This window comes from Dactylosporangium sp. NPDC051087, assembly GCF_055586325.1.
Map to the genome: position 1 here is coordinate 23,917 of NZ_JBVJIJ010000012.1, position 22,794 is coordinate 46,710.

Sequence of the window (22,794 nt, forward strand, 5' to 3'; positions counted from 1 at the left end):
ACTTCTTCATCAGTTCCCAACCACCGGCTCCGCACCATCACCGGCATGTGTGGATTCCTGGTGTACGTGAGTGCCGACGGCGCCGCCGGCGAGGTCGCGGCCGACGAGCTGGCCGCCGCGCTGGACCTGCTGCGCCACCGCGGACCCGACGAGACGACCCTGGACGTGCGGGGCGGTGCCGCGTTCGGCTTCCAGCGGCTCGCCATCGTCGACGTCGCGCACGGCCGGCAGCCGGTGACGTGGGGCGCGTGGACGGTCGTGTTCAACGGCGAGATCTACAACTTCCTGCAGCTGCGCGCCGAACTGGTCCGCGACCACGCGGCGGTCTTCGCCACCGAGGGGGAGGCGGAGGTCCTCGCGGCGGCGTTGCACCACTGGGGGCCGTCGGCGGTCCGGCGCCTGCGCGGCATGTTCGCGATCGTGGCGCTGGACCGCGCGACGGGCACGGTGCACGCCTTCCGGGACCCGTTCGGGATCAAGCCGCTCTATCACCTGAGCACGGCGGACGGCATCTACCTGGCGAGCGAGAAGAAGGCGCTGCTGCCGTTCGCCGGCACGGCCACCAGGGTGGACACGGCGGCGCTGTCGCACTATCTGACGCTGCAGTACGTGCCGGAGCCGGCGACCCTGCACCCCGCGATCCGCCGGCTCGCGGCCGGACACGTCCTGACCTGGACACCCGACACCACCGACATTTCTGCATATTTCCGGCATGTACTGCGGCCGGTGGCGCGACCGGAGCAGGACGCCGTCGCCGCCGTACGGGATGCGCTGCGCGACAGCGTGCACGCCCACCTGCAGTCCGAGGTGCCCCTGGGCGCGTTCCTGTCCAGCGGCATCGACTCGACCGCCGTGGTCGCGCTGGCCCGCGAGAAGCATCCCGGGATCCGCACGTACACCGTCGGCTTCGACGACGAGCGCTACAGCGAGATCGAGGCCGCCGCGGAGACCGCCGCCGCGCTCGGCGTCGACCTGACCGCGACCCTCGTTCACGACGCCGACGTGATCGCCGCCCTGCCGCGCATCGTGTGGCACCTCGACGACCCCGTCGCGGATCCGGCGATCGTGCCGCTGTGGTTCCTCGCGCGTACCGCCGCCAGAGACGTCACCGTCGTGCTGTCCGGCGAGGGCGCCGACGAGCTCTTCGCCGGCTACGAGATCTACCGCGAGCCGGCCGCCCTCGCCCGCGTCGCCGCCCTGCCGGCCACCCTGCGCCGCGGCCTGCGCGCCGTCTCGGCGGTCATGCCCGAAGGGGTGCGCGGCAAGAGCTTCCTGGACCGCGCCACCACCCCGATCGACGAGCGCTACTACGGCAACGCCCGCATCTTCGGCACCACCGAGAAGGCCCGCCTCATGCGCGGCCCCGCCGACCCGCACACGTCGGTCACGGCGCCGCTGTACGAGGCGGCCGCCGGTCTCGACGACGTGGCCACGATGCAGTACGTGGACCTGCACACCTGGCTGCCCGGCGACATCCTCACCAAGGCCGACCGGATCTCGATGGCACACTCGCTGGAGCTGCGGGTGCCGTTCCTGGACCGGGCCGTCTACGCCGCCGCCGCGTCCCTGCCGACGTCGCTCAAGCTGGCCCGCACCACGAAGTACGCGCTGCGCGAGGCGATGCGCGGCATCGTGCCGGACGCGGTCGTCGACCGGCGCAAGCTCGGCTTCCCCACCCCGACCCGGGTCTGGCTGCGCGGCGAGATCGGCGCCTGGGCCGGCGACATGTTCGCCGACTCCCGCGTCGACCACCTGCTCGACCTCGGCCACGTCCAGCGCCTCCTCACCGCCCACCGCCGCGGCGACGCCGACCACTCCCGCAAGCTCTGGACGGTGCTGATGTTCTGCCTCTGGTACGGGACCGCGTCGTCCCCGGCTTCTGTCGTACCCGGGGGCCAGAATCGCGGGCACGGGGGTGGTCGAGCGCTGGTTGCCGGGGCAGGAGCTTGACCCGGTGCCGCCTGCCCCGCCGGACGCGGCACGGGCCGGCCCTCGGGAGAGGACCGGCCCGCCGTGGTGCGGTGCGTGGTGTCAGAGGCCGTTCGGGCCGCTGACGTAGCGTGCGACCGGCGCGGAGAATCCGGTGCCGGTGGACATGAAGCCCCACAGGGTGAACTGCTTGCTGCCCTGCGTGGTCCGGATCGCGAGAAGGTCCTTGTCGGCGTCGCCGTCGTAGTTGCCGGCGACGAACTGCAGGTCCGCCCAGCTGTCCATGGCCGTGGTGCAGCCGGTGCAGGTTTCCGTGTCGGTCCACACGGCACCCGTGGCGATGCCGCTGCGGCCCTTGGACGCGAAGACGTGCAGCACCCTGTGCATGCCGAAGTCGTTGTAGGTCACCACGTCGGCCTTGCCGTCGCCGGTGACGTCGGCGACGACAGCCTTGGTCAGCTGCATCGAGTAGTAGTCGGTGCTGGGGTCGAGATACTTCGTCCGGCCGGTGAACTGGGTGCCGTCGGAGTAGTTGACCCAGATCGACATGCCGGAGTCGTCCTGGTGGTACAGCTGGATGATGTCGGCCTTGCCGTCGTTGTCGAAGTCGGCGACCCGGTTGGTGATGCGGCGCGGGTCCGCGTTGGTCGCCGTCGGGCCGAGGCCGTACCACTGGGCCGGCGGCAGCAGCCCGGAGGCCGTGCCGGCGAGCGTGTAGATGTGGAAGCCGACCGGCCCGTCCTCGCGCATGACGACGAGGTCGCCCTTGCCGTCGCCGGTGACGTCACCGGCGTCGACCTTCAGGTGGTCCAGCGGCCACGTCCCGTCGGTGCTGCTCCAGACCATCTGTGGGTAGTCGAACCCGGCGCCGTTGGCGTAGAAGATCCACACCTGGGTGTTGCGGACCCACACGCCGCCCTCATCGGCGTCGCTGCGCAACGCCACGGAGATGTCGGCCTTGCCGTCGCCGTTGAAGTCCGCGGCGTTCCACCGGGCGCCGTCGTGGTGCCAGCCCGTCGGCATCTCCCACGGCGCCTCCTGGCTGTCCCACACCTGGATGGGGTTCTCCAGCTGCTGGCCGGTGGCGGTGGTGAGCTGCCACAGCTTCATCTGCTGGTCGGGATAGCCCTGGATGACCACGGAGTCGAACTTGCCGTCGCCGGTGAAGTCGCCGCTGAGCTGCTGGGACGCCGGCAGGCGCAGGGTGCGGTCCGCCAGGACGGCGATCTCCTGTGCGTTGAGGGCACCGGTGTGCATCATGACCTCGTCGATGTCGCCGTACATCCAGTCGACGTTGTTGCCCGCCGTCCGCCCCCGGCCGACCGCGAGCTCTCCGGTCGCGTTCCACATCGGCGGGATGGTCGCGGTGCCCTGCGACGCACCGTCGACCCACAGCTGGATCTGGTGGTTCTCCGCGCTGTAGGTGCCCGCGACGTGGGTCCACTCACCGATGCGGGCCGGTCCGGAGGACTGGACGCTGCCGTGCCACGTCGGGTTGTCGGAGTCCTGCCCCGGTAGGTGGAACTCCCACCGCTTGGTGCCGCCGTTGTACTTGAGGAAGAACGCGCTGACCCGGTCGCCGTCCTGGCTCACGATGGTCTGCCAGTTCTCGCCGCGGTTGAGCCGGACCCAGGCGCTGACGGTGAAGCTGCCGTCGGTGCGCACCGACGGGCCGTTGGTGACGACCTGGCTGATCGAGCCGTTCAAGGTCGCGCCGTGCCCGGTGAACCCGGGGCTGATGACCGAGTCCCACAGGGCACCGTTGCGCTCGTGGCCGGTGCGGTCCACGGTCGTGGTCAGGCCGTCGTCGAAGCTCAGCCACTGCTCGGCCCGCTTCGTCGCGGCGAGGAACTCGGCGGGCTGGACCAGGCGGTTGTAGACGCGCACGTCGTCGATGTCGCCGTTGAACGGGCTGCCGGACTGCCCGGCCCACATGATGGAGCCGATGTCCAGCGGGCCGTTCGCCTTCCAGGTCGCGCTCACGTTCGCGGACGCGACCTGCACGCCGTTGAGGTACAGCAACGCCTTGTTGCTTCCGGCGTCGTACGCGCCGGCGACGTGCGTCCAGACGCCGTACTGGGCCTCGTCCGGCGCGACCGCGTACGCCCACTGCCCGCTGTCGGCCGTGGAGTCGCTCCGGGACACCTGGAACACCCAGGAGCGGCTGTTCATCCCGTACATGAGGCCGAACGCGCCGACCTGGCTGCCGCCCTGGCTGATGACCGGCTCGTTGGTGTCCCGTCCCTCTGGCATCCGGACCCATGCGGCGACGGTGTAGCTGCGGGTCGTGTCCAGCACGGGTCCGGTGGTGCTGGCCCGCTGGTTGGCGCCGTTGCCGCGCAGGTAGGTGCCGTGCAGCATCTTGGCGTCGCCGGAGTCGGTGACCCACTGCAGGCCGCCGCCGGTGCTGGTGATGGACAGCGGCTTGTTCACGTCGTCCGGGTTTCCGGCGTACGCCGTGTCGGCCGCCGTGGAGCCGGTGCCCTCGTCGAGCTTCCAGTGCCCGACCGGGTCGCTGGGGGCGCCGACCACGTACTGGTAGTGGTACGTGGTACTCAGGTTGCCGGCCGCGTCGACCGTCTTGACGTGCACGAAGTTGACGCCCTGCGCGGTCGGGGTGAGCCGGACCGTGCTGTTGACCCCGTTGACGGTCAGTTCCTTCGTCGGCGGGTCGCTGGCGCCGTACAGGATCTTCACCGCGTCGACGGGCACCTTGACCAGGAACTCACCGGTGCGGCCCACGCTGCCGTGCGGCGCGGCGTCATCGGGGTATTCGGTCGAGTCGACGTCGGCGACCGCCGGTGGCGTGTTGTCCATCGTCAGGTTGCACATGGCGCTCCACGAGTTGGCCGCCGTGTCGTTGGTCATCACCTGCATCGGGTAGGTCCGCCCGCTGACCAGCCATGACGAGCTGACCTGCCAGTTCGCCCGGGTGTTGTTGCCGATGTAGCCGCTGTCGAGCAGCTTGTTGACCGACATGTCCGGGTTGAAGACGTGCAGCACGCCCTGCACGTTGTCGCCGTCGGGGTCGCTGAGCAGCGCGCTGACCGCGTACGAGGCGCCCGCCCCGACGGTGATCGCGCCGTTGCACGGCCGGCCGTCGACCTTGATGTCCGAGGCCGCGTTCGGCACGGCGTTGTAGCGGACCGACAGCCGCATGACCGCCCCGCCGTCCGGCGCGGTGCCGGCCTCCTTGAAGCGCCGCCAGCCCATGCAGTGGACGCTGTCGCACGACTCGTTCTCGCTGCGCAGGCCGAACTGCATGTCGCCCCAGCCCTGGCTGGACGCCGTCTGCGCCAGGCCGGTGACGTCGGTGGCGACGAGCAGGTCGTTGGGGCAGCTGCCGGACGGGTGGCCGTAGGTCTCGCTGCGGGTCGACAGCTGACCGCCCCAGCCGCCGCCGTGGTTGTTCCAGTTCAGGCCGGGCTGCATCCCGCTGTAGTGGTAGATGCCCAGCTTGTAGTTCGTCTGGGTGCACGAGCCGCTCCAGGAGTAGCTCATCACCGTGTAGAAGTCGGCGTCGAGGACCTGCCTGCCGCGGAAGAACCCGATGTCGAAGCGCATGAAGGCGCGGAAGTTGTACTCGTCGCCGCCGGTCTTGGTCCGCCCGACCGACACCTTGCCCTCGGGGTCGCTGGGCCGGTCGCCGCCGTTCCAGTAGGACTTGCCGGTGTCCTGGGTGCTGACCAGCTGCCACGCGTTCTGCCCGGCCCAGTTGAACTGCGGGTCGATGCGCAGCGGGTAGACCGCGTCCTTCGCCTCCAGCACCGCCCGGTCCGGGGTCAGCAGCAGCCGGTCGCCGTCGACGCGCACGCCGACCCGGCCGACCTTCGCCGCGTCGGACGGCTCCCACTCGCCGGTCTGCTTCGTGCCGGTCTCGCTGACCGCGGTGGTGGCGTCCCAGACGCTCGCCGTCGGCGTGGCGAAGACCAGCTTGCCGGCCGCGTCGGTGGCGGACAGGGTCCCGGAGCCGCTCTCCTTGACGGTCACCCCGACCGTGCGCAGCCCGAACGAGATCTCCCGCAGTTCCTTGCTGCGCGCCGCCTCCGGCGTCTTGACCAGCAGCACCTTGCGGGCGCCGGTCCGGTCGCCGCGCACCAGCAGGTCGACGCCGGGCAGCACCTCGGCGAACGTGGCCGTGTCGCCGGCCACCGTCGGCTTCGGCAGCGGCGCCGGCCAGGTCAGTGACAGTTCGTGACCGTGCCCGTCGCGCAATGACATCACCGGCGCGGTGCCGCCGCCGGAGATGGTGACGGCCGCCGCGGTCGCCGTCGTCCGGTACGTGCCGTCGGCCTGCGCCTGCAGCGTGGTGTCGATGGCGCCCCAGGACCCGTCCGCCCTCCGCGCGCGGACCGGCTCGATCCCCTGCTCGGCGGTGAACTCGCCGTTGGGCTCCGCGAACACCTGACCGTACGGCGAGCGCAGGTCACCGACCTCGATACGGCGTTTCGTCGCCGCCGCCACGACCGACGCCGACCGCTCGTCGGGCTGCTCGGTGACGCCCGCGTACCGCGCCGCGGCATCGTCCCGGCCGGTCCCCGATCGCGCCAGCACGGCGACGCCGAGCCCGGCGACGACCGCCAGGGTGGTGCCGGCGACGATCAGTCGCCGCCTCTTCCATCGATGCAAGTTCAACGTTTCCTTCTTTCGACCGGACGGGCGCAGCACGGATCGAGGCCGTCCGTAGCGGGCGGCCTCGATGGGTGTGATCAAGATGACTGTCTACTGTGGATTCAAAAGGGCACGGCGACGGGCCGGTTCACGTCCGGCGCGAAAGCGTGCTGACCTGGCATTATGGCGTCTGGCGTTCCTCCCCGTGACGGCCTCTGACGCGGGAGGCCGCGCGGAGCTTCTCACATTCGGCCCGATTTTGTGACCCCTTGACCAGAGATCGACATGGGCCGTAGCGTGCGCGTCGCATCGACAGCTCTGACGGGGAGGGTCGCCGTGCGCGGCAGCAGCATGCCCACAGTCCACTTTGGACAATCAATCGACCCGCCGGTCGTTCCTGGACGGGTCGCGTGGCGCCGCAGGCTCCGCGACGGCATCGCCTGCGCGGTCATCCTGACGTTCGCCGCAGTGCTCGGCCAGGGGCCCGCGTTCGCGGCGCCGCTCGCGCCGCCGCCGCTGAAGGTCGAGCAGTCGGTCCCCGGCGGTGCGGTCCCGGCACTGCCGCGCGAGGCGGACCCGGCGATGGCCGCGGCGCTGCACGGCAACCAGGGCGCGGCGCTGCTGCCCGCCGCGATGAGCGCCGAGACCGCGCTGCCGGCCACCGCCGGGAAGTCCCCGGCCCGGGTCAAGGCGGGCACGTCGCCGCTGTCCGTGGGCGCGCCCGCCGACGCGCAGCTGCGCGGCGCGGGCCTGACGCCCGGCAAGCTGCGGGTGGAGTTCCTGGCCCCGGCCGTCGCGGCGAAGGCGCGGACCGGCGGCCCCGTCTGGCGGATCGCCCGCGCCGACGGCAGCACCGCAGCGGCGGCCGCCTCGGTCGAGCTGGACTACTCCTCGTTCCGCAACGCCTACGGCGGCGACTGGTCGCAGCGGCTGCGCCTGGTCCGGCTGCCGGAATGCGCGCTGACCAGCCCCGGCGTGGCGGGCTGCGGCCCGGTCGAGGTCGTCGGCGCCCGCAACGACGCCAAGGCCGGCAAGCTCACCGCCGACGTGACCCTGCCGGCGCGGTCCGGCGCGGTCCCGCACCGCATGCAGGACTCGTCCATCGCGGCCCTGTCGGGGTCGTCCGGGGCGCTGTTCGCGGCGGTCGCCGGCGCGTCGTCGCCGTCGGGGTCCTTCGCGGCCACCTCGCTCTCGCCGTCGGCGACCTGGAGCGGCGGCAACCCGACCGGCAACTTCGGCTGGAGCTACCCGCTGCGGGTGCCGCCGGCGATCGGCGGGCCGGTGCCGTCGATCGCGCTCGACTACTCCTCGTCGTCGATGGACGGCCGCTCGAACGCCACGAACAACCAGCCGTCGATGATCGGCGAAGGGTTCGACTTCCACCCGGGCTTCATCGAGCGGCGGTACAAGCCGTGCGCCGAGGACATGACCGACAGCAACGGCACCGAGAAGACCGGTGACCAGTGCTGGGGCACCGAGAACGCCACGATCTCGCTCAACGGCAAGGGCGGCGAGCTCGTCCGCGACGACGCGACCGGCGTCTGGAAGCTGCGCAGCGACGACGGCTCGAAGATCGAGCTGCTGACCGGCGCGGGCAACGGCGACAACAACGGCGAGTACTGGAAGGTCACCACCAGCGACGGCACCCAGTACTTCATGGGCCGCAACCGTCTCGACGGCTGGAGCGACGGCAAGCGGGAGACCAACTCCACCTGGACCATGCCGGTCTTCGGCAACCACTCCGGCGAGCAGTGCTACAAGGCCGGCAACTACGCCGGATCCTGGTGCCAGCAGGCCTACCGGTGGCAGCTGGACCAGGTCATCGACCCGTACGGCAACGTCATGACGTACTGGTACGAGAAGGAGAGCAACCTCTACGCGCTGAACCTGAAGAAGGACCAGCCGGTCTCCTACACCCGTGGCGGCTGGCTCAAGCGCGCCGAGTACGGCCAGCGCACGGACAACATCTACACCGCCACGCCGATCGCGCAGGTCCTGTTCCAGGAGGCGGAGCGCTGCATCCCGGGCTCCGCCTGCGACTACGGCCACCCGGAGAACTACCCCGACACGCCGTTGGACCAGAAGTGCGACGCGGCGCCGTGTGACGAGAAGTGGTCGCCGACCTTCTGGACCACCAAGCGGCTGGCGAAGATCACCACCCAGGTGTCCGACGGCGCCGGCGGCTTCCGCAACGTCGACTCGTGGACGCTGCGGCACGAGTTCCCCTCGCCGGGCGACGGCACCCGGGCCGGCCTGTGGCTGGAGGCGATCACCCACACCGGCCACGTCGGCGGCGACGCCTCCCTGCCCGAGATCAACTTCGACGGCATCCAGCTGTCCAACCGCGTGATGCGCGACAACGACACCAACTCCACCATGAACTGGTGGCGGGTCAACCGCATCAACAACGAGACCGGCGGCCAGCTCACCATCGCCTACTCGGCGCCCGAGTGCTCCTATGCCGCCGGCCTGCCGGCCCCGGAGTCCAACACCAAGCGGTGCATGCCGGTGAAGTCGCCCCGCCCGGGCAGCGACACGCTCACCGATACGGACTGGTTCCACAAGTACGTGGTCACCGACGTCGTCGAGACCGACCGCGTCGCCGGCTCCCCGCCGGTGGTGACGCACTACGACTACGTGGGCTCGGCCGCGTGGCGGCTCGACGACAACGACGGCCTTGTCGACCCCAAGTACAAGACCTATGGCCAGTGGCGCGGCTACCCGCTGGTGCGCACCACGACCGGCGCCACGAACACCACGCCCTCGGTGTCCGAGGTGCGCTACTTCCAGGGCATGAACGGCGACAAGCTGCCGGGCACGAACAACTACCGCAGCGTCTCCGTCACCGACTCCTTCGGCGGCACGTACGCCGACGAGGACGAGTACGCGGGCATGCCGCGGGAGGAGATCGGCTACGGGCCGGGCGGCGTGAAGGTCTCCTCGACCGTCACCGACCCGTGGCGCTCGGGCGCGACCGCCACCCGCAACCGGACCTGGGCCAACGTCACCGCCCGCAAGGTCGACACCAGCCGGACCGTCGTGCGCAGCCTGCGCTCCGACAACACCTGGCAGCGGATGGAGACCAGCAAGCACTTCGACGCCCACGGCATGGCCGACCAGGTCGAGGACCTCGGCGACATCACGACCACCGCCGACGACAAGTGCACCCGCCTGACGTACGTGCGCAACACCGACAAATGGATCATGAACCGCCCGTCGCGGACCGAGGTGGTCTCCGTATCGTGCGGCGCCACCGTGACCCGCCCGGACGACGTCCTCTCCGACGCGCTCACCTCGTACGACGGCCAGGACTACGGCGTCGCGCCGACGAAGGGCGCCGCCACCGAGTCCCGCACGCTGCGCGGCTACGTGGGCGGCCAGCCGGAGTACTACACCGTCGGCAAGGTCACCGTCGACGGCTACGGCCGCGGCACCACCAGCACCGACACGAACAACTACACGACCACCACCGAGTACGTGCCGTCGACCGGTGGCCCGGTCACCCAGGTGAAGACGAAGAACGCGCTGGATCACGTCTCCTCGCTGACCCTGGAGCCGGCCTGGGGTCTCGCGACCAGGCAGACCGACGCCAACAACCGCTTCACCGAGCTGGAGTACGACCCGCTCGGCCGGCTGTCGAAGGCGTGGTCGATCGACCGCCCCAGGTCCTCCTACGGGCCGATGTCGGAGTTCACCTACCGGGTCGAGGCCGACAAGCCGATCGTCACGGCCACCAAGGCCCTCGGTCCCAACGGCAACTACACCACCACGTACGACATCTTCGACGGCCTGCTGCGGCCCCGGCAGACCCAGGTCCCGGCGCCCGGCGGCGGCCGGATCATGAGTGACACCATCTACGACTCCCGCGGCAAGGTGGTCAAGGAGTACGGCGCCTACTACAACGCCGACCCGCCGGCCGCCGAGCTGCTCGGCGTCGCCGACAACGTCGTGCCCGGCATGAACGTCACCGAGTACGACGCCGCCGGCCGCCCCACCGTCGAGGCCTTCTACCGCCTCGGCGTGGAGCAGTGGCGCACCACGAACATCTACCGCGCGGAGAAGACCACGGTCGTCCCGCCCGCCGGCGCCGCCGCCACGACGGTCAAGGGCGCCCGCGGTCAGACGCTGAAGGTGATCCAGCACCCCAACCTGACCGACCTGGTCAACGGCGACGAGACCAGCTACACGTACACGAGGTCCGGCCAGCTGGAGACGGTCACCGACCCGCTCGGCACCGTCTGGAGGAACCACTACGACAGCCGCGGCCGCCTGGTCAAGACCGAGGACCCGGACCAGGGCGACTCGGAGTTCACCTACAACGACGCGGGTCAGCTCGTCACGAGCAAGGACGCCCGGCAGAACGTGATCGCGTACGTCTTCGACAAGCTGGGCCGGCTCAAGTCCACCCACGACGGCTCGGTGACCGGGGCGAAACGCACCGAGATGTTCTACGACCCGGCCGGGTTCAAGGGGCTGCCGTCGCGCTCCGTGCGCTACGTCGACGGCGCGCAGTACATCACCGGCGTCACGAGCTTCGACGCCGGCTACCGGCCGCTGACCACCCGGCTGCAGATCCTCCCGCCGAGCGGCAAGACCGTGCCGTTCCAGGGCGCGTACGACACGTCGTTCACCTACAACGTGGACGGGTCGGTCGCCTCGACGACCTACCCCAAGGCGGGTGGCGACCTCGACGCCGAGCAGGTGCGGTACTCCTACAACGACCTGGGCCTGCCCACGCAGACCTACTCGTCGCTCGGCTACTACGTCTCCGCCACCGACTACACCAAGTACAGCGAGGTCGAGCGGCTCACTCTCGACTTCGACGGGCCGGAGCAGGAGCTCAGCAAGGTCGTCACGCAGACGTACACCTACACCGACGGCACCCGCCGGCTGGACGGCACCTCCGTCTACGCGCAGACCGCACCTTCGCTGCTGTCCGACGTCAAGTACGAGTACGACGCCAAGGGCCTGATCAACAAGATCAAGGACACCGGTCTCGCGGCGGGATCGGGCGACACGCAGTGCTTCACCCATGACCACCGCAACCGGCTGACCGAGGCGTGGACACCCACGTCCGGGGACTGCGGGGCGACCCGTGCGGCAAGCGCCCTCGCCGGGCCCGCGCCGTACTGGACGAGCTGGACCTACGACAAGATCGGCAGCCGGCAGACCCAGACGCAGCACACCACGGCCGGCAACGTCCTCAACGAGTACAAGTACGACGACCCGGCGCAGCCGCACTCCGTCACCGGCGTGAAGATCACCGACGCCGGTGGCACGGTCCGCAACCTGCAGTACGGCTACGACGAGCTCGGCAACACGACGAACCGGCTCGGCGCCACCGGCGTGCCGCAGGAGCTCACCTGGGGCAAGGAAGGCGAGCTCAGCAAGGTCGTCGAGGCCGGCAACAGCACCGAGTACATCTACGACGCCAACGGCAACCGGGTCGTGCGCAAGGACGCGTCGGGCGCCACGCTGTTCCTCGGCACCGAGGACCTGCGGTTGCCCACGGCCGGCGGCACGCCGAAGACGACCCGGTACTACTCCCACGCCGGCAAGCTCGTCGCCGTCCGGGACAGCACGGGTCTCACCTGGTCCTGCTCCGACCACCTCGGCACCACGAACCTGGTCATCAAGGAGGGCACCCAGCAGTACTCGGTCCGCCGCTCGACACCGTTCGGCGAGCAGCGGGGCGCCCAGCCCGCGAGCTGGCCGACGACCAAGGGGTACCTCGGCGGCGAGCAGGACCCGACCGGCCTGACGCATCTCGGCGCGCGCGAGTACGACCCGGTCCTCGGCAGGTTCATCTCCGTCGACCCGGAGCAGGACTTCTACAACCCGCAGATGATGCAGGGCTACTCGTACGCCAACAACAGCCCGGTCTCCAACAGCGACCCGTCGGGCCGGCGCACCGAGTCCGACGGCGAGGTGATGGAGCGCAAGCGCGAGGAGAAGCAGGCCGCCGGCGGCAACACCAATACGACGACCTCCAACAGCAACAGCAACACGGGCGGGGTCTCGCAGGAGGAGATCGACAAGGCCAAGAAGATCAAGGATCAGGGCCTGCTCGACATCGTCATCGACGCCGGCGGCGAGATCATCCTCGAGGTCCTCGGCATCAACGACCTGCTCGGCTGCATCGACGGCGACGTCATCGGCTGCATCAGCCTGGCCAGCAACGTCATCCCCTGGGCCAAGGTCGCCAAGATCCCGAAGATCGCCGGCGCGATCAAGAAGGCCTACAAGGCGTGGAACGCGTTCAAGGAGAAGCTCGCCTGGGCGAAGGGCATCCTGAAGAAGGCGGACGACGCGGCGGCCGCCGCCGAGGCCGCCGGCAAGAAGGCCGACGACGTCGCGGAGACGGCGGCCAAGAGCGGTGACGAGGTCGCGGCCGCGGCGGACGACGCCGGTGAGGCGGTCGCCGACGCGGGGAAGGCCGCCGACACCTGCAACAGCCTGCTTCCCGGCACGCCCGTCCTCATGGCCGACGGCACCACCAAGGCCATCGAGACCGTGCGGGTCGGCGACGAGGTCGTCGCCACCGACCCGGCGACGGGCGGCACCGGGACCAGGTCGGTGACCACCACGATCGACGGCACCGGTGACAAGGTGCTGGTCGACGTCACCGTCGACGTCGACGGTGACACCGGTGACCAGACGGCCACCTTCACCGCGACGGACCACCACCCGGTCTGGGTCGCCTCCCAGTCCGAGTGGCGCAACGCCTCCGGCCTGCGGGCGGGCGACTACCTCCTGGCGCCGGACGGTGCCCGGGTCCGGGTGCTGGCGGTCGTCGCGTACGGCGCTGTCGCCACGGTGCACAACCTCACCGTCGAAGACACGCACACGTACTACGTGGTCGCCGGCGCGACGCCGGTGCTGGTGCACAACTGCGACGTCACCGTCTACCGGGTGGAAGGTGCCGCCAACGAGCGGGTCCGGATCCACGACGACGGTTCGGTGCTGATCCGTGGCGCCAAGAAGACGCTCTTCGTCGGCTTCGACAACAGGGCGCGCGCGGAGGAGTTCCTGGCGCAGCGACTGGCACAGGGCCACGCCGACTCGGTGATCAAGACGTTCAAGGTCCGGCGCGAGTTCCTGGAGTACCTGCGGGAGGACATGGTGCCGGAGTCGATGTCGAAGCAGTTCCCGACCAGGCCGATCTCCGTCGACCACCCCGCCACGGACCAGTACGGTCTGAAGCCGTTCAATATCAAGCTGATGCTGGAATACATCGTGCCGGGCAGTGGGAAGGTCGGATGAGGACACGCGTGGAGTTGGTCGGTGAGCCCGGTGCGCGGCAGCGGGTCCGCGAGATCGCGGAGCTGCTGGTGACGCTCCGCGACCACGACCACGACGATGACGACGATCTGGACGGTGTGCTGCTCGGCGCGCCGCGGTGGCTCGCCGAGGCGTTCTCGCCGGAGCGGACCATGGAGGAGGCCGAGGCGTGGCTCGCGCAGTGGCGGGCGGCGCCGGACAAGCTGGCCTTCGAGCGGGACTCCGGCTGGACGGCGTCGAGCTGGCTGCACTGGTTCTCGCCGGACAACGAGTTCTGGACGCTCGGCGAGGTCCGGGTCGACGACGACGGCCTCCGGATGGTGGTCGAACTCGAGCACGACGACGACCCGATCCCCTTCGAGGCGCTGCGCTGGCTGGCGCTCGCCGGCGGCCTCCGGGTCGGCGGCGAGGCGCGGGTCGCCTGAGCGGGGATCACCGCGGTGCTGGTGGCGGAGTGGCCGGAGGGCCGCCCCGCCACCGGCCGGGCAGCGACGAAGGACGCTACGTCGTGGCGGTGCGGCGGTGGGCGCCGATGCTGCCGAGGGCGCCGCACAGGACGGTGCCGATGGCGCCGGCGACGGTGAAGGTGCCGACGACGGCGCCGATGAAGCCCCACGGGTCAGGGCCGGTGGTGACGAACCAGCCGCGCGGGTCGTAGCGGATCTGGGTGTAGTCGCCGACGCGCGGGGTCCGGTCCGCCGGGTAGCGCAGCTCGCCCCAGCCCGCCAGCTCGATGTCGGGGTTGTCCCGGTGGTCCTCGTCGATGGCGACCACGGAGCTGACCACGCCGACGGCCGGGACGCCGTGCACCGCCATGTACAGCGGGCAGATCGAGAACGCGGCGCCGAGCGTGAACGCGGCCAGGAAGAGCCCGACACCCCGCGTCCCGACCCAGGTGGCGTCGCCGACCCCGGAGGAGTAGGTCCACCAGCCGTGGACCGCGCCGACGGAGACGATCAGGATGCCGAGCACCAGCCAGCCGAGCCCCTGCCGGCCGCCGAGAACCCCGGCGACGCACACCGCGGGCAGGGTCGCGACGAGGCCGACGAATGCCCAGCCGGCCGAGTGGAGGAAGTTCACGGCGGGCATCGTACTGAGGCGGTGATCACTTCACGGCGCGGGGCCGGGACGGCGGGCTCGGGCGGGGTGGAGGCTGGAGGGCATGCGCGCGGAGCCTGCAGTGAAGACGCCACGGAAGTTCGCCGCGCTGCGCAACAAGGACTGCCGGCCCTACCTGTTCGGCGCGGCGCTGTCGATGATGGCCGACAACATCGAGCACGTCATCACGTACTGGGTGCTGTGGGAGAAGTTCCATTCCCCGGCGCTGTCCGGGTTCCAGGTGATCAGCCACTGGGTGCCGTTCCTGCTGTTCTCGGTCTACTTCGGCTCGCTCGCCGACCGGTTCGACTGCCGGCGGGTCATCCAGGCCGCGCAGATCCTGTTCGCCTCGGTGTCGGTCGCGTGGGGGGTCCTGTTCGTCACCGGCACGCTGCAGGTGTGGCACGCGTGTGTCCTGCTCGTCCTGCACGGCCTGGCCGGGTCGCTGTGGGGGCCGGGCGAGCAGCTGATGCTGCACGACTTCGTCGGTGACGAGGACCTGCCCAGCGCGGTCCGGCTCAACGCCACGTTCCGCAGCCTCGGCGTGCTGTTCGGCCCGGTCGTCGGGTCGGCGCTGCTGCTCGGGCTCGGCGCGACCGCCGGCATCTTCGTCAACGTGCTGTTCTTCCTGCCGCTGACGCTGTTCCTGTTCCGCACGAAGTTCACCGGGCACACCCGCGACCACGGGGCGCCGCGGGCCAGGGTCGGGATCCTGGACTCCGTGCGGGTGCTCAAGGCCGTCGGCGGCAACCACACGCTGGTCAGCATGATCATCCTGGGTGGGCTCGGGTCGTTCTTCGTCGGCGCGTCGATGCAGTCCGCGATGCCGATCTTCGCCCAAGACCTCGGGGCCGGCGGCGCCCCGGCGGGGGAGGGCGTCGACGGCGCCAGCCTCGCCTACGGCGTGCTCCTGTTCGCCAACGGCGCCGGTGGGGTCCTCGGCGGGCTCCTCCTCGAGGCGACGGGCCGGGTGAAGGCCACCGTCCTCGCCGCCGTGGTCAGCACCGCCGTGTACGGCGTCACCAGCCTGTGCTTCGCGGTCACCACCAGCTACCCCCTCGCGGTCGCGCTGCTGGTGGTCGGCGGGGTGGCGAACCTGGCCGCGATGTCGATCGGGCAGACCGTCGTGCAGCTGCTCGCGCCGCCCGCCGACCGGGGCCGGGTGATCGGCGTCTACGGCGTGTCCGCGCAGGGGTTGCGGGCCGGCAGCGGTTTCACCGTCGGGCTGCTCGGCGCCGCGATCGGCGTGCACTGGTCCCTGGCGCTGAGCTCGGCCGCCCTCTGCGTGGGCACGGTCCTCGCCGGGGTGTACGCGCTGCGGGGCGGAAAAGCGGTTCCCCCGGCGGCGCCGGCGTCCGTATGATCCTGCGTACCGTGCTGAGGAAGGGGGAGCCATGCGTTACCGCGTCGTCGTCCCCCAGTCCCGGCACGAGGTGATCCTGGTGTCTTCCTGCCCGCTGGTGTAAGCCCGCGCGGCTGCACCGGCTGGACCCTGCTCCCGAGGCGAGCGGGGTAATCGCGCTGCCCTGTTCAGATTCTCTGAAAGGCCGCAGAGCCGTGCGCACCAACTTGGCTACGACCCGCAACATCGGCATCCTCGCCCACGTCGACGCCGGCAAGACCACCACCACCGAACGGATCCTGTTCCTCACCGGCGCCACGTACAAGCAGGGCGAGGTCCACGACGGCACCACCGTCACCGACTTCGACGCCCAGGAGCGCCAGCGGGGCATCACGATCTTCGCCGCGGCCGTCAGCTGCACCTGGGACGGCCACCGGATCAACCTCATCGACACACCCGGCCACGTCGACTTCTCCGCCGAGGTCGAGCGCTCGCTGCGCGTCCTCGACGGCGCCGTCGCCGTGTTCGACGGGGTCGCCGGGGTCGAGCCGCAGAGCGAGTCGGTGTGGCGCCAGGCCGACCTGCACGGGGTGCCGCGCATCGCGTTCGTCAACAAGCTCGACCGGGCCGGCGCCGACCTCGCCGCCGCGGTCGGCTCGATCCGGGCGCGGCTGCACGTGACGCCGCTGGTCGTCCAGCTGCCGATCGGGACGGAGGACGCCTTCACCGGCGTCGTCGACCTGGTGACCCGCCGCGCCTTCGTCTGGCGGGACGGGGTGATGACCGAGGTCGACGTCCCCGACCCGGCGGCGCTGGACGCCGGGCGGCGGGCGCTGGAGGAGGCGGTCGCCGAGCTGCACGCCGGTGCCCTGGAGGAGTTCGTCGCCGATGACGCCCTCAAGGACGCCACGCTGCGCGGCGCGCTGCGGGACCTGACCATCGCCAGGGCCGCCGTCGTCGTGCTGTGCGGCTCGGCGTACCGCAACCGCGGCGTCGAACCGTTGCTGGAGGCGGTCGTGGCCTACCTGCCGTCGCCGCTGGACGTCCCACCGGTCCACCCGGAGCGCCCCGCCACCGTGGACGCGCCGTTCGCCGGCCTGGTCTTCAAGGTGCACGCCGCCACGACCGGGCGCCTCACCTACGTCCGGGTCTACTCCGGCACGATCGCGAATGGAGCCACCGTGCTCGACACCGGCACCGGCCGCACCGAACGGGTCGCCCGGATCCTGCACGTCCAGGCGGACCGGCACACCGAGCTGGACACCGCCGCCGCGGGCGACATCGTCGCGGTCGTCGGCGTCAAGCACGCGAAGGTCGGCGCGACCCTCTGCGCTCCCGATGCGCCGCTGGTACTGGAGCGGGCCGCGACGACGGAGCCCGTGGTGTCGGTGGCGGTGGAGGCGCGTGCCGCCGCCGACACGGACCGGCTGTCGGCGGCCCTGGCGCGGCTGGTCGACGAGGACCCGTCGCTGGTCGTGCGGGGCGACCCGGAGACGGGCCAGACGGTCCTGTCGGGGCTCGGCGAGCTGCATCTGGAGGTGGCCGTGGAGACGCTGCGCCGCTCCGGCGTGTCCGTCACCGTCGGCCGCCCGCAGGTCTCCTACCGCGAGACCGTCGTCGCCGGGGTCAGCGGCCTGCTGTACCGGCACGTCAAGCAGGACGGCGGCGCCGGCCAGTACGCGCACGTGCTCATCGACGTCGCCCCGGCGGACGAGCCGTTCGTGTTCGGCTCGGCGGTCGTCGGCGGGCGGGTCCCGAAGGAGTACGTCAAGGCGGTCGAGGCCGGCTGCCGCGACGCGCTCGCCGAGGGTCCGCTCGGCGGTCACCCGGTGACGGGCGTGCGGGTGACGCTCGTGGACGGCCAGACCCACTCGAAGGACTCCTCCGAGCTGGCCTTCCGCACCGCTGGGCGGCTCGCCCTGCAGCAGGCGCTGCGGCAGAGCGGCATGGCGCTGCTCGAGCCGGTCGCGGAGGTCACCGTGACCGCGCCCGACGACGCCGCCGGCGCGGTCCTGGGTGACCTCGCGGCCCGCCGCGGCCGGGTCACCGACTCGACCACCCGCCCCGGCACGGTGGTCGTGACGGCGACCGTGCCACTGGCGGAGCTGTTCGGCTACGCGACCCGGCTGCGCAGCCGCACCCAGGGCCGGGGCACGTTCACCACCAGGCCGGCCGGCTACCAGCCGGCCCCCGCCGGCACCGGCTGAGCAAACAACGGCGCCGCCCGGAGCGATTCCGGGCGGCGCCGTCCTGCGAACACGTCAGCGGCTCATCACCGAATACAAGAAGCCGACGATCACCAGCACGCCGATCACCGCGTAGAGGATCAGCGCACCGGAGCCGGTGGTGCTGGCGCCACCGTCGTGGATATCGGACGTCTCGGGCTCTTCGTCGGAAGTCACGGGATCTCCCTATACGGACTTGCGGGACATCCTACTCCCGGGCCGCGGTCCCCAGGTGGTCAGGCCCTCCGTTCGACCGGCAGCCGGGCCCTGGTGAACAGCGCCGTCCCGGCCATCGCGACCAGCGGCACGACCAGCACCGCGACGGCGACGTTGGACCAGGGCACGACGAGGGGGTACGGGTTGTCGCTCGGCCACACGCTCAGCGCCTTGCGGTTGAGCGCGGCGAGGACCGCCCACCCGGCGCCGAACCCGGCGACGGCACCGAGCAGCGACCCGAGTCCGGCGATCACCCCCGCCTGGCTCAGCGTCAGCCGGCGGCGCACGCCGGGCGACGCGCCGATCGCGCCGAGGGTCGCGAGGTCCGGGCGGCTGTCGACGGCCGCGAGGCCGGTGGCGATGCCGGCCGCGCCGAGCGCGATGACGGCCGCGACGATCGTCAGCACGATCAGGTTGACGGTGGCGTCCGGGACGTACGGGAACGAGACCGACCCGTGGTAGTGGTTGCCGAGGGCCTCGACGGCGGCGTTGAAGTTGCCCGACTCCGTCCTGGTCGGCATCCGCGACGTCGCCACGACGATGCCCTTGACCTCGACGGCGAGACCGGCCGCGGCGACGGCCTGCGGCGAGATCGCCACGAAGACCCGCGACACGGCGGTCGTGGTGCGGTACCCGGGGACGGTGACGGTGTGCCGCTCACCCTCCGGGTCGTCCGCGGAGGCGACCGCGAGGATGACCTTGCCGTCCTCGATGAGGTCCGGGTCGGCGACGACGACGCCGCCGGCCCGCAGGGTCGCCTCGGCGCGGGCGAGGTCGTCGCCGGTCGCGGCCGAGATGAGCCCGACCGCCGAGCCGTCGTCGACGACGGTGGTGGCGTTGCCGCCGCCGTTCATCACGTACGAGTTCTCGTGGCAGCGCGGGTCCCGGGCCGCCTTGCGCTGGTCCGCCGCGCTGACCTCGCCGACCTTGTACGGGCAGCGCCGGTGCGCCGGCCGGACCGGGTGCAGGTAGCAGTACCCGTCGGCGGGCGCGGTCGCCGGGCAGGTCGCGCCGCGCAGCTCGGCGGTCCCCGCCACCGGCAGGGTGGCGGTGGCCGCGTCGACGAGGCGCCGGGTGGGCAGCGCCCCGGCCCGCTCGCCGCGGTCGCCGAAGCCCCGGGTGATCTCCGCGTAGCCGTCGGGCAGGGCCTTGACCTGCATGTCGAGCTGCATCTGGACGTCGCTGGCGAGGAACACGCCGACGGTGACGGCGCCGAGCACGGCCGCCATGACCGCGGAGATCGCCGGCGCGGTCGAGGACCGGTTGCGGGCCAGGTCCCGCACCGCGATGCGGGGCGCGAGCGGCAGCCGGCGGCCGAGCCGGGCGATCAGCCCGACCAGCGACGGCGTGCACACGACGAGCCCGAGCTCGGCGAGGACGAGCCCGGCCATGACGACGGTCGAGTCGATCGCGACGACGCCGTAGGTCGCGGCGGCCGCGCCGGCGCCGATGGCGCACAGCCCGGCGACGAGCCAGCGCCTGCCGGGCCCGGTCGGGTTGCGCCGCCCGGCGAGCGCCGCGACGACGTCGGTGCGGGCCGCCGTGAACGCCGGCACCAGCGCCGCGCCGACCCCGGCGACGAGGGCGAGCCCGGCGATGCCGAGCAGGGCGAGGGGGAAGACCCGGTAGCCGCCGGCCCGGGCCTGCGCGACGTGCTCCTCGAACAGGCCCCTCGTCGCGAACGCGGCCGCGATCGCGAGGAGGGTGCCGGCGACGGCGGCGACGACGCCGAGCAGGACCCCGTCGGCGAGGACGATGCGTCGCAGCTGCGCCGGGGTGCCGCCGTTCGCGGCGACGAGGGCCAGCTCGCGCCGCCGGCGGCGGGCGCCGACCGCGAACGCCGGGCCGGCGAGGAGCACGACCTCCAGGACGCCGAGGCCGAACACGAGGATGCCGAGCCGGAAGACATTGCCGTCGCTCTGCTCCCAGGTCCGGGCGTCCGGCGGCGGGTCGAGCACGACGGTCCGGGACCGCACGACGACGCCGTGCCGGTTGAGGTCCAGCACCTGGGCCCAGGCGATCGGGGCGGGGGTGTCGACCAGCCAGGTCGTGGACCTGCCGGGCGGCTCCGCCGCGAAGGTGCCGGGGCGCAGCACGGCGACGGGCTTGAGGTCGGCGGGGAACTCGACCTCGGCGACGACCCGCAGGTCGCCCCCACCGGGTTCGCCGCCGGGGAGCCCGACGGTGCCGCCGAGCCGCACGCCGAGCAGTCGCATGGCGCGCGCGTTGAGGGCGATCTCGCCGGCGGTCGCCGGGGCCGTGCCGCGCAGGACCGACACCCTGCCCCGGTACGTGGCGTCGGCGAGGTCGAGCTGGTGCGCGCGGAGCTTCTGCTCGCCGGTGGTGCCCTTCAGGCGGACGTCGCGCTCGTCGACGAGGGCGGCGCGGGAGCCGGCGGGCAGCAGCGCGAGCAGCGCCTCGGTGCCGGGCGCCGACGGCTCGCCGGTGCCGGGGTCCATCACGCCGTAACCCTCGGCGTCCTGGACGATCTGCCCGGCGAACGGCCAGTGCACGGCGGCGTCGAAGGCGCCCAGCTCCCGGTCGAGCTGCTCGGCCCGGGTGAGGGTGAACATGTCGTAGTTGACCGCGGCGAACGACAGCCCGAGCACCGGCAGCAGGATCAGCCCCAGCACGAGCGCGGTGCGGCCCTTTGCCCGGCGCGCCTCCCGCCGGGCGATCCGCAGCGACACCAGCCAGCTCCTCACGACGCCGCCCCGTCGAGCAGGTGCTCCGGCCCGGTCAGCGGACCCGAGGTGTCCACGACGATCCCGTCGCGCAGGAACACGACCCGGTCGGCCCACGCCGCGTGCCGGGCCTCGTGGGTGACGAGGACCCCGGCGGCGCCGGCGTCGACCTTCGCCCGCAGCAGCCGCAGGACCGCCTCACCCGTCGTGGAGTCCAGGGCGCCGGTCGGCTCGTCGGCGAGGATGAGCCGCCGCCCGCCGACGAGCGCCCTGGCGATCGCGACCCGCTGCTGCTGCCCGCCGGACATCTCGTCGGGGAAGCGCTGGGCGTACCCCTCGAGATCCACCTCGGCGAGGGAGGCGAGCGCGGCCCGCCGGGCCCGGCGGACCCCGACGCCGTCCAGCTCCAGGGGCAGCGCGATGTTCTCCGCCGCCGTCAGGCTCGGCAGCAGGTTGAGGTCCTGGAACACGTAGCCGATCCGGCGCCGCCGCAGCCCGGCGAGGGCCTTGCGGCCGAGCCCGCCGAGGACGGTCCCCTCGACGGCGACCTCGCCCCGCGTCGGCGAGTCGAGCCCGCCGGCGAGGTTGAGCAGCGTCGACTTGCCGGAGCCGGACGGCCCCATCACCGCGATCAGCTCACCCGGGGCGACGGTCAGCGACACGCCCCGGACGGCGAGGACCGTCGCCTCGCCGTGCCCGTGGGTGCGGTGGACGTCGCGCAGCTCGAGCACGCTCATGTCGTCGTCTCCTTCGCCGGTACGGGCTCGGTCTGCGGCACGGTCTGCGGCTCGGTGGGGGGCGCCGGCGCGGGCAGGGGAGCGTGCCGGGCGAGGCTGGTCTCGCAGTGGTCCAGCCACCGCACCTCGGCCTCCGCCTGGAAGATCATGGATTCGAGGACGAGCCGCCACGACAGGTCGGCGGGGCCGCCCGCCCGTTGCTTCATCCGCGTGTACTCCTGCAGCATCCGCATCGTGGCGGTCCGCTGCGCCTGGATGATGCCGGGCACGTCGACGCCCGGTGTGGTCAGCGCGAGCGCCAGCTTGATCGCCAGCTCGTCGCGGGGCCGGTCACCCCGCCCGATCGGGGTGGCGAACCAGGTGGCGAGCTCGGCCCGGCCGGCATCGGTGATCGCGTACGGTCGCTGCCCCCCGTCGTGCTCCGGCAGCGACCGGACGAGGTCGTCACGCTCCAGCCGGGACAGGGTCGTGTACACCTGCCCGATGTTCAGCGGCCAGGTCCCGCCGGTGGACTCCTCGAACGAGGTCCGCAGCTGGTAGCCGTACATCGTGCCGCGCTGCAGCAGCGCCAGCAGACCGTACTTGATGGACATGGATACGGAGTATGCATACCCGGTATGCGTCCGCGCAACCCGTTCGCCCGCCGGCGGGGTGGCCCGATAGGGTCGGTG

11 protein-coding genes are annotated in these 22,794 nt (G+C 71.8%); 5 read left to right on the plus strand and 6 right to left on the minus strand.

The features are described from left to right. Positions 1-45 precede the first annotated feature (45 nt). On the plus strand, positions 46-1,950 hold the full coding sequence (gene asnB / locus ACZ6TV_RS23195; protein WP_465299309.1) for an asparagine synthase (glutamine-hydrolyzing): 1,905 nt from the start codon (positions 46-48) through the stop codon (positions 1,948-1,950). A gap of 81 nt (positions 1,951-2,031) precedes the next feature. On the opposite strand, the gene ACZ6TV_RS23200 is transcribed toward asnB, so the two are convergent. Then, positions 2,032-6,564, minus strand: coding sequence for a LamG-like jellyroll fold domain-containing protein (locus ACZ6TV_RS23200; protein ID WP_465299310.1), 4,533 nt, complete (start codon positions 6,562-6,564; stop codon positions 2,032-2,034). Positions 6,565-6,876: 312 nt separating this feature from the next. Here ACZ6TV_RS23200 and ACZ6TV_RS23205 point away from each other — a divergent pair, with 312 nt between their 5' ends. Together ACZ6TV_RS23205 and ACZ6TV_RS23210 are read left to right on the plus strand one after the other, a co-directional pair. Then, positions 6,877-13,803 carry a polymorphic toxin-type HINT domain-containing protein gene (locus ACZ6TV_RS23205; protein WP_465299311.1) on the plus strand — a complete coding sequence of 2,309 codons (6,927 nt, stop codon included), beginning with the start codon at positions 6,877-6,879 and terminating at the stop codon, positions 13,801-13,803. Between the two features lie 8 nt (positions 13,804-13,811). Next, positions 13,812-14,246, plus strand: coding sequence for a hypothetical protein (locus tag ACZ6TV_RS23210; RefSeq protein WP_465299312.1), 435 nt, complete (start codon positions 13,812-13,814; stop codon positions 14,244-14,246). 76 nt (positions 14,247-14,322) lie between these two features. On the opposite strand, the gene ACZ6TV_RS23215 is transcribed toward ACZ6TV_RS23210, so the two are convergent. Next, on the minus strand, positions 14,323-14,901 hold the full coding sequence (locus tag ACZ6TV_RS23215) for a hypothetical protein (RefSeq protein ID WP_465299313.1): 579 nt from the start codon (positions 14,899-14,901) through the stop codon (positions 14,323-14,325). A gap of 100 nt (positions 14,902-15,001) precedes the next feature. On the opposite strand from ACZ6TV_RS23215, the gene ACZ6TV_RS23220 reads away from it, so the two are divergent. Further along, a complete protein-coding gene (locus ACZ6TV_RS23220; protein WP_465299314.1) occupies positions 15,002-16,282 on the plus strand; it encodes an MFS transporter in 1,281 nt (426 codons plus the stop codon). Positions 16,283-16,476: 194 nt separating this feature from the next. Then, positions 16,477-18,468, plus strand: coding sequence for an elongation factor G (gene fusA, locus ACZ6TV_RS23225; protein WP_465299315.1), 1,992 nt, complete (start codon positions 16,477-16,479; stop codon positions 18,466-18,468). Positions 18,469-18,522: 54 nt separating this feature from the next. On the opposite strand, the gene ACZ6TV_RS23230 is transcribed toward fusA, so the two are convergent. Genes ACZ6TV_RS23230 through ACZ6TV_RS23245 form a run of 4 tightly spaced genes read right to left on the minus strand, consistent with a single transcriptional unit; the run spans position 18,523 to position 22,716 of the window. Beyond that, on the minus strand, positions 18,523-18,663 hold the full coding sequence (locus ACZ6TV_RS23230; RefSeq protein ID WP_465299316.1) for a hypothetical protein: 141 nt from the start codon (positions 18,661-18,663) through the stop codon (positions 18,523-18,525). Positions 18,664-18,722: 59 nt separating this feature from the next. Further along, positions 18,723-21,407, minus strand: a complete 2,685-nt coding sequence (locus tag ACZ6TV_RS23235; protein WP_465299317.1) for an FtsX-like permease family protein — start codon at positions 21,405-21,407, stop codon at positions 18,723-18,725. Then, positions 21,404-22,123, minus strand: a complete 720-nt coding sequence (locus tag ACZ6TV_RS23240) for an ABC transporter ATP-binding protein (RefSeq protein ID WP_465299318.1) — start codon at positions 22,121-22,123, stop codon at positions 21,404-21,406. The genes ACZ6TV_RS23235 and ACZ6TV_RS23240 overlap by 4 nt, the downstream gene beginning before the upstream one ends. Continuing rightward, positions 22,120-22,716: a PadR family transcriptional regulator gene (locus ACZ6TV_RS23245; RefSeq protein ID WP_465299319.1), complete on the minus strand. Its 597-nt coding sequence runs from the start codon at positions 22,714-22,716 to the stop codon at positions 22,120-22,122. The genes ACZ6TV_RS23240 and ACZ6TV_RS23245 overlap by 4 nt, the downstream gene beginning before the upstream one ends. Between the last annotated feature and the right edge of the window lie 78 nt (positions 22,717-22,794).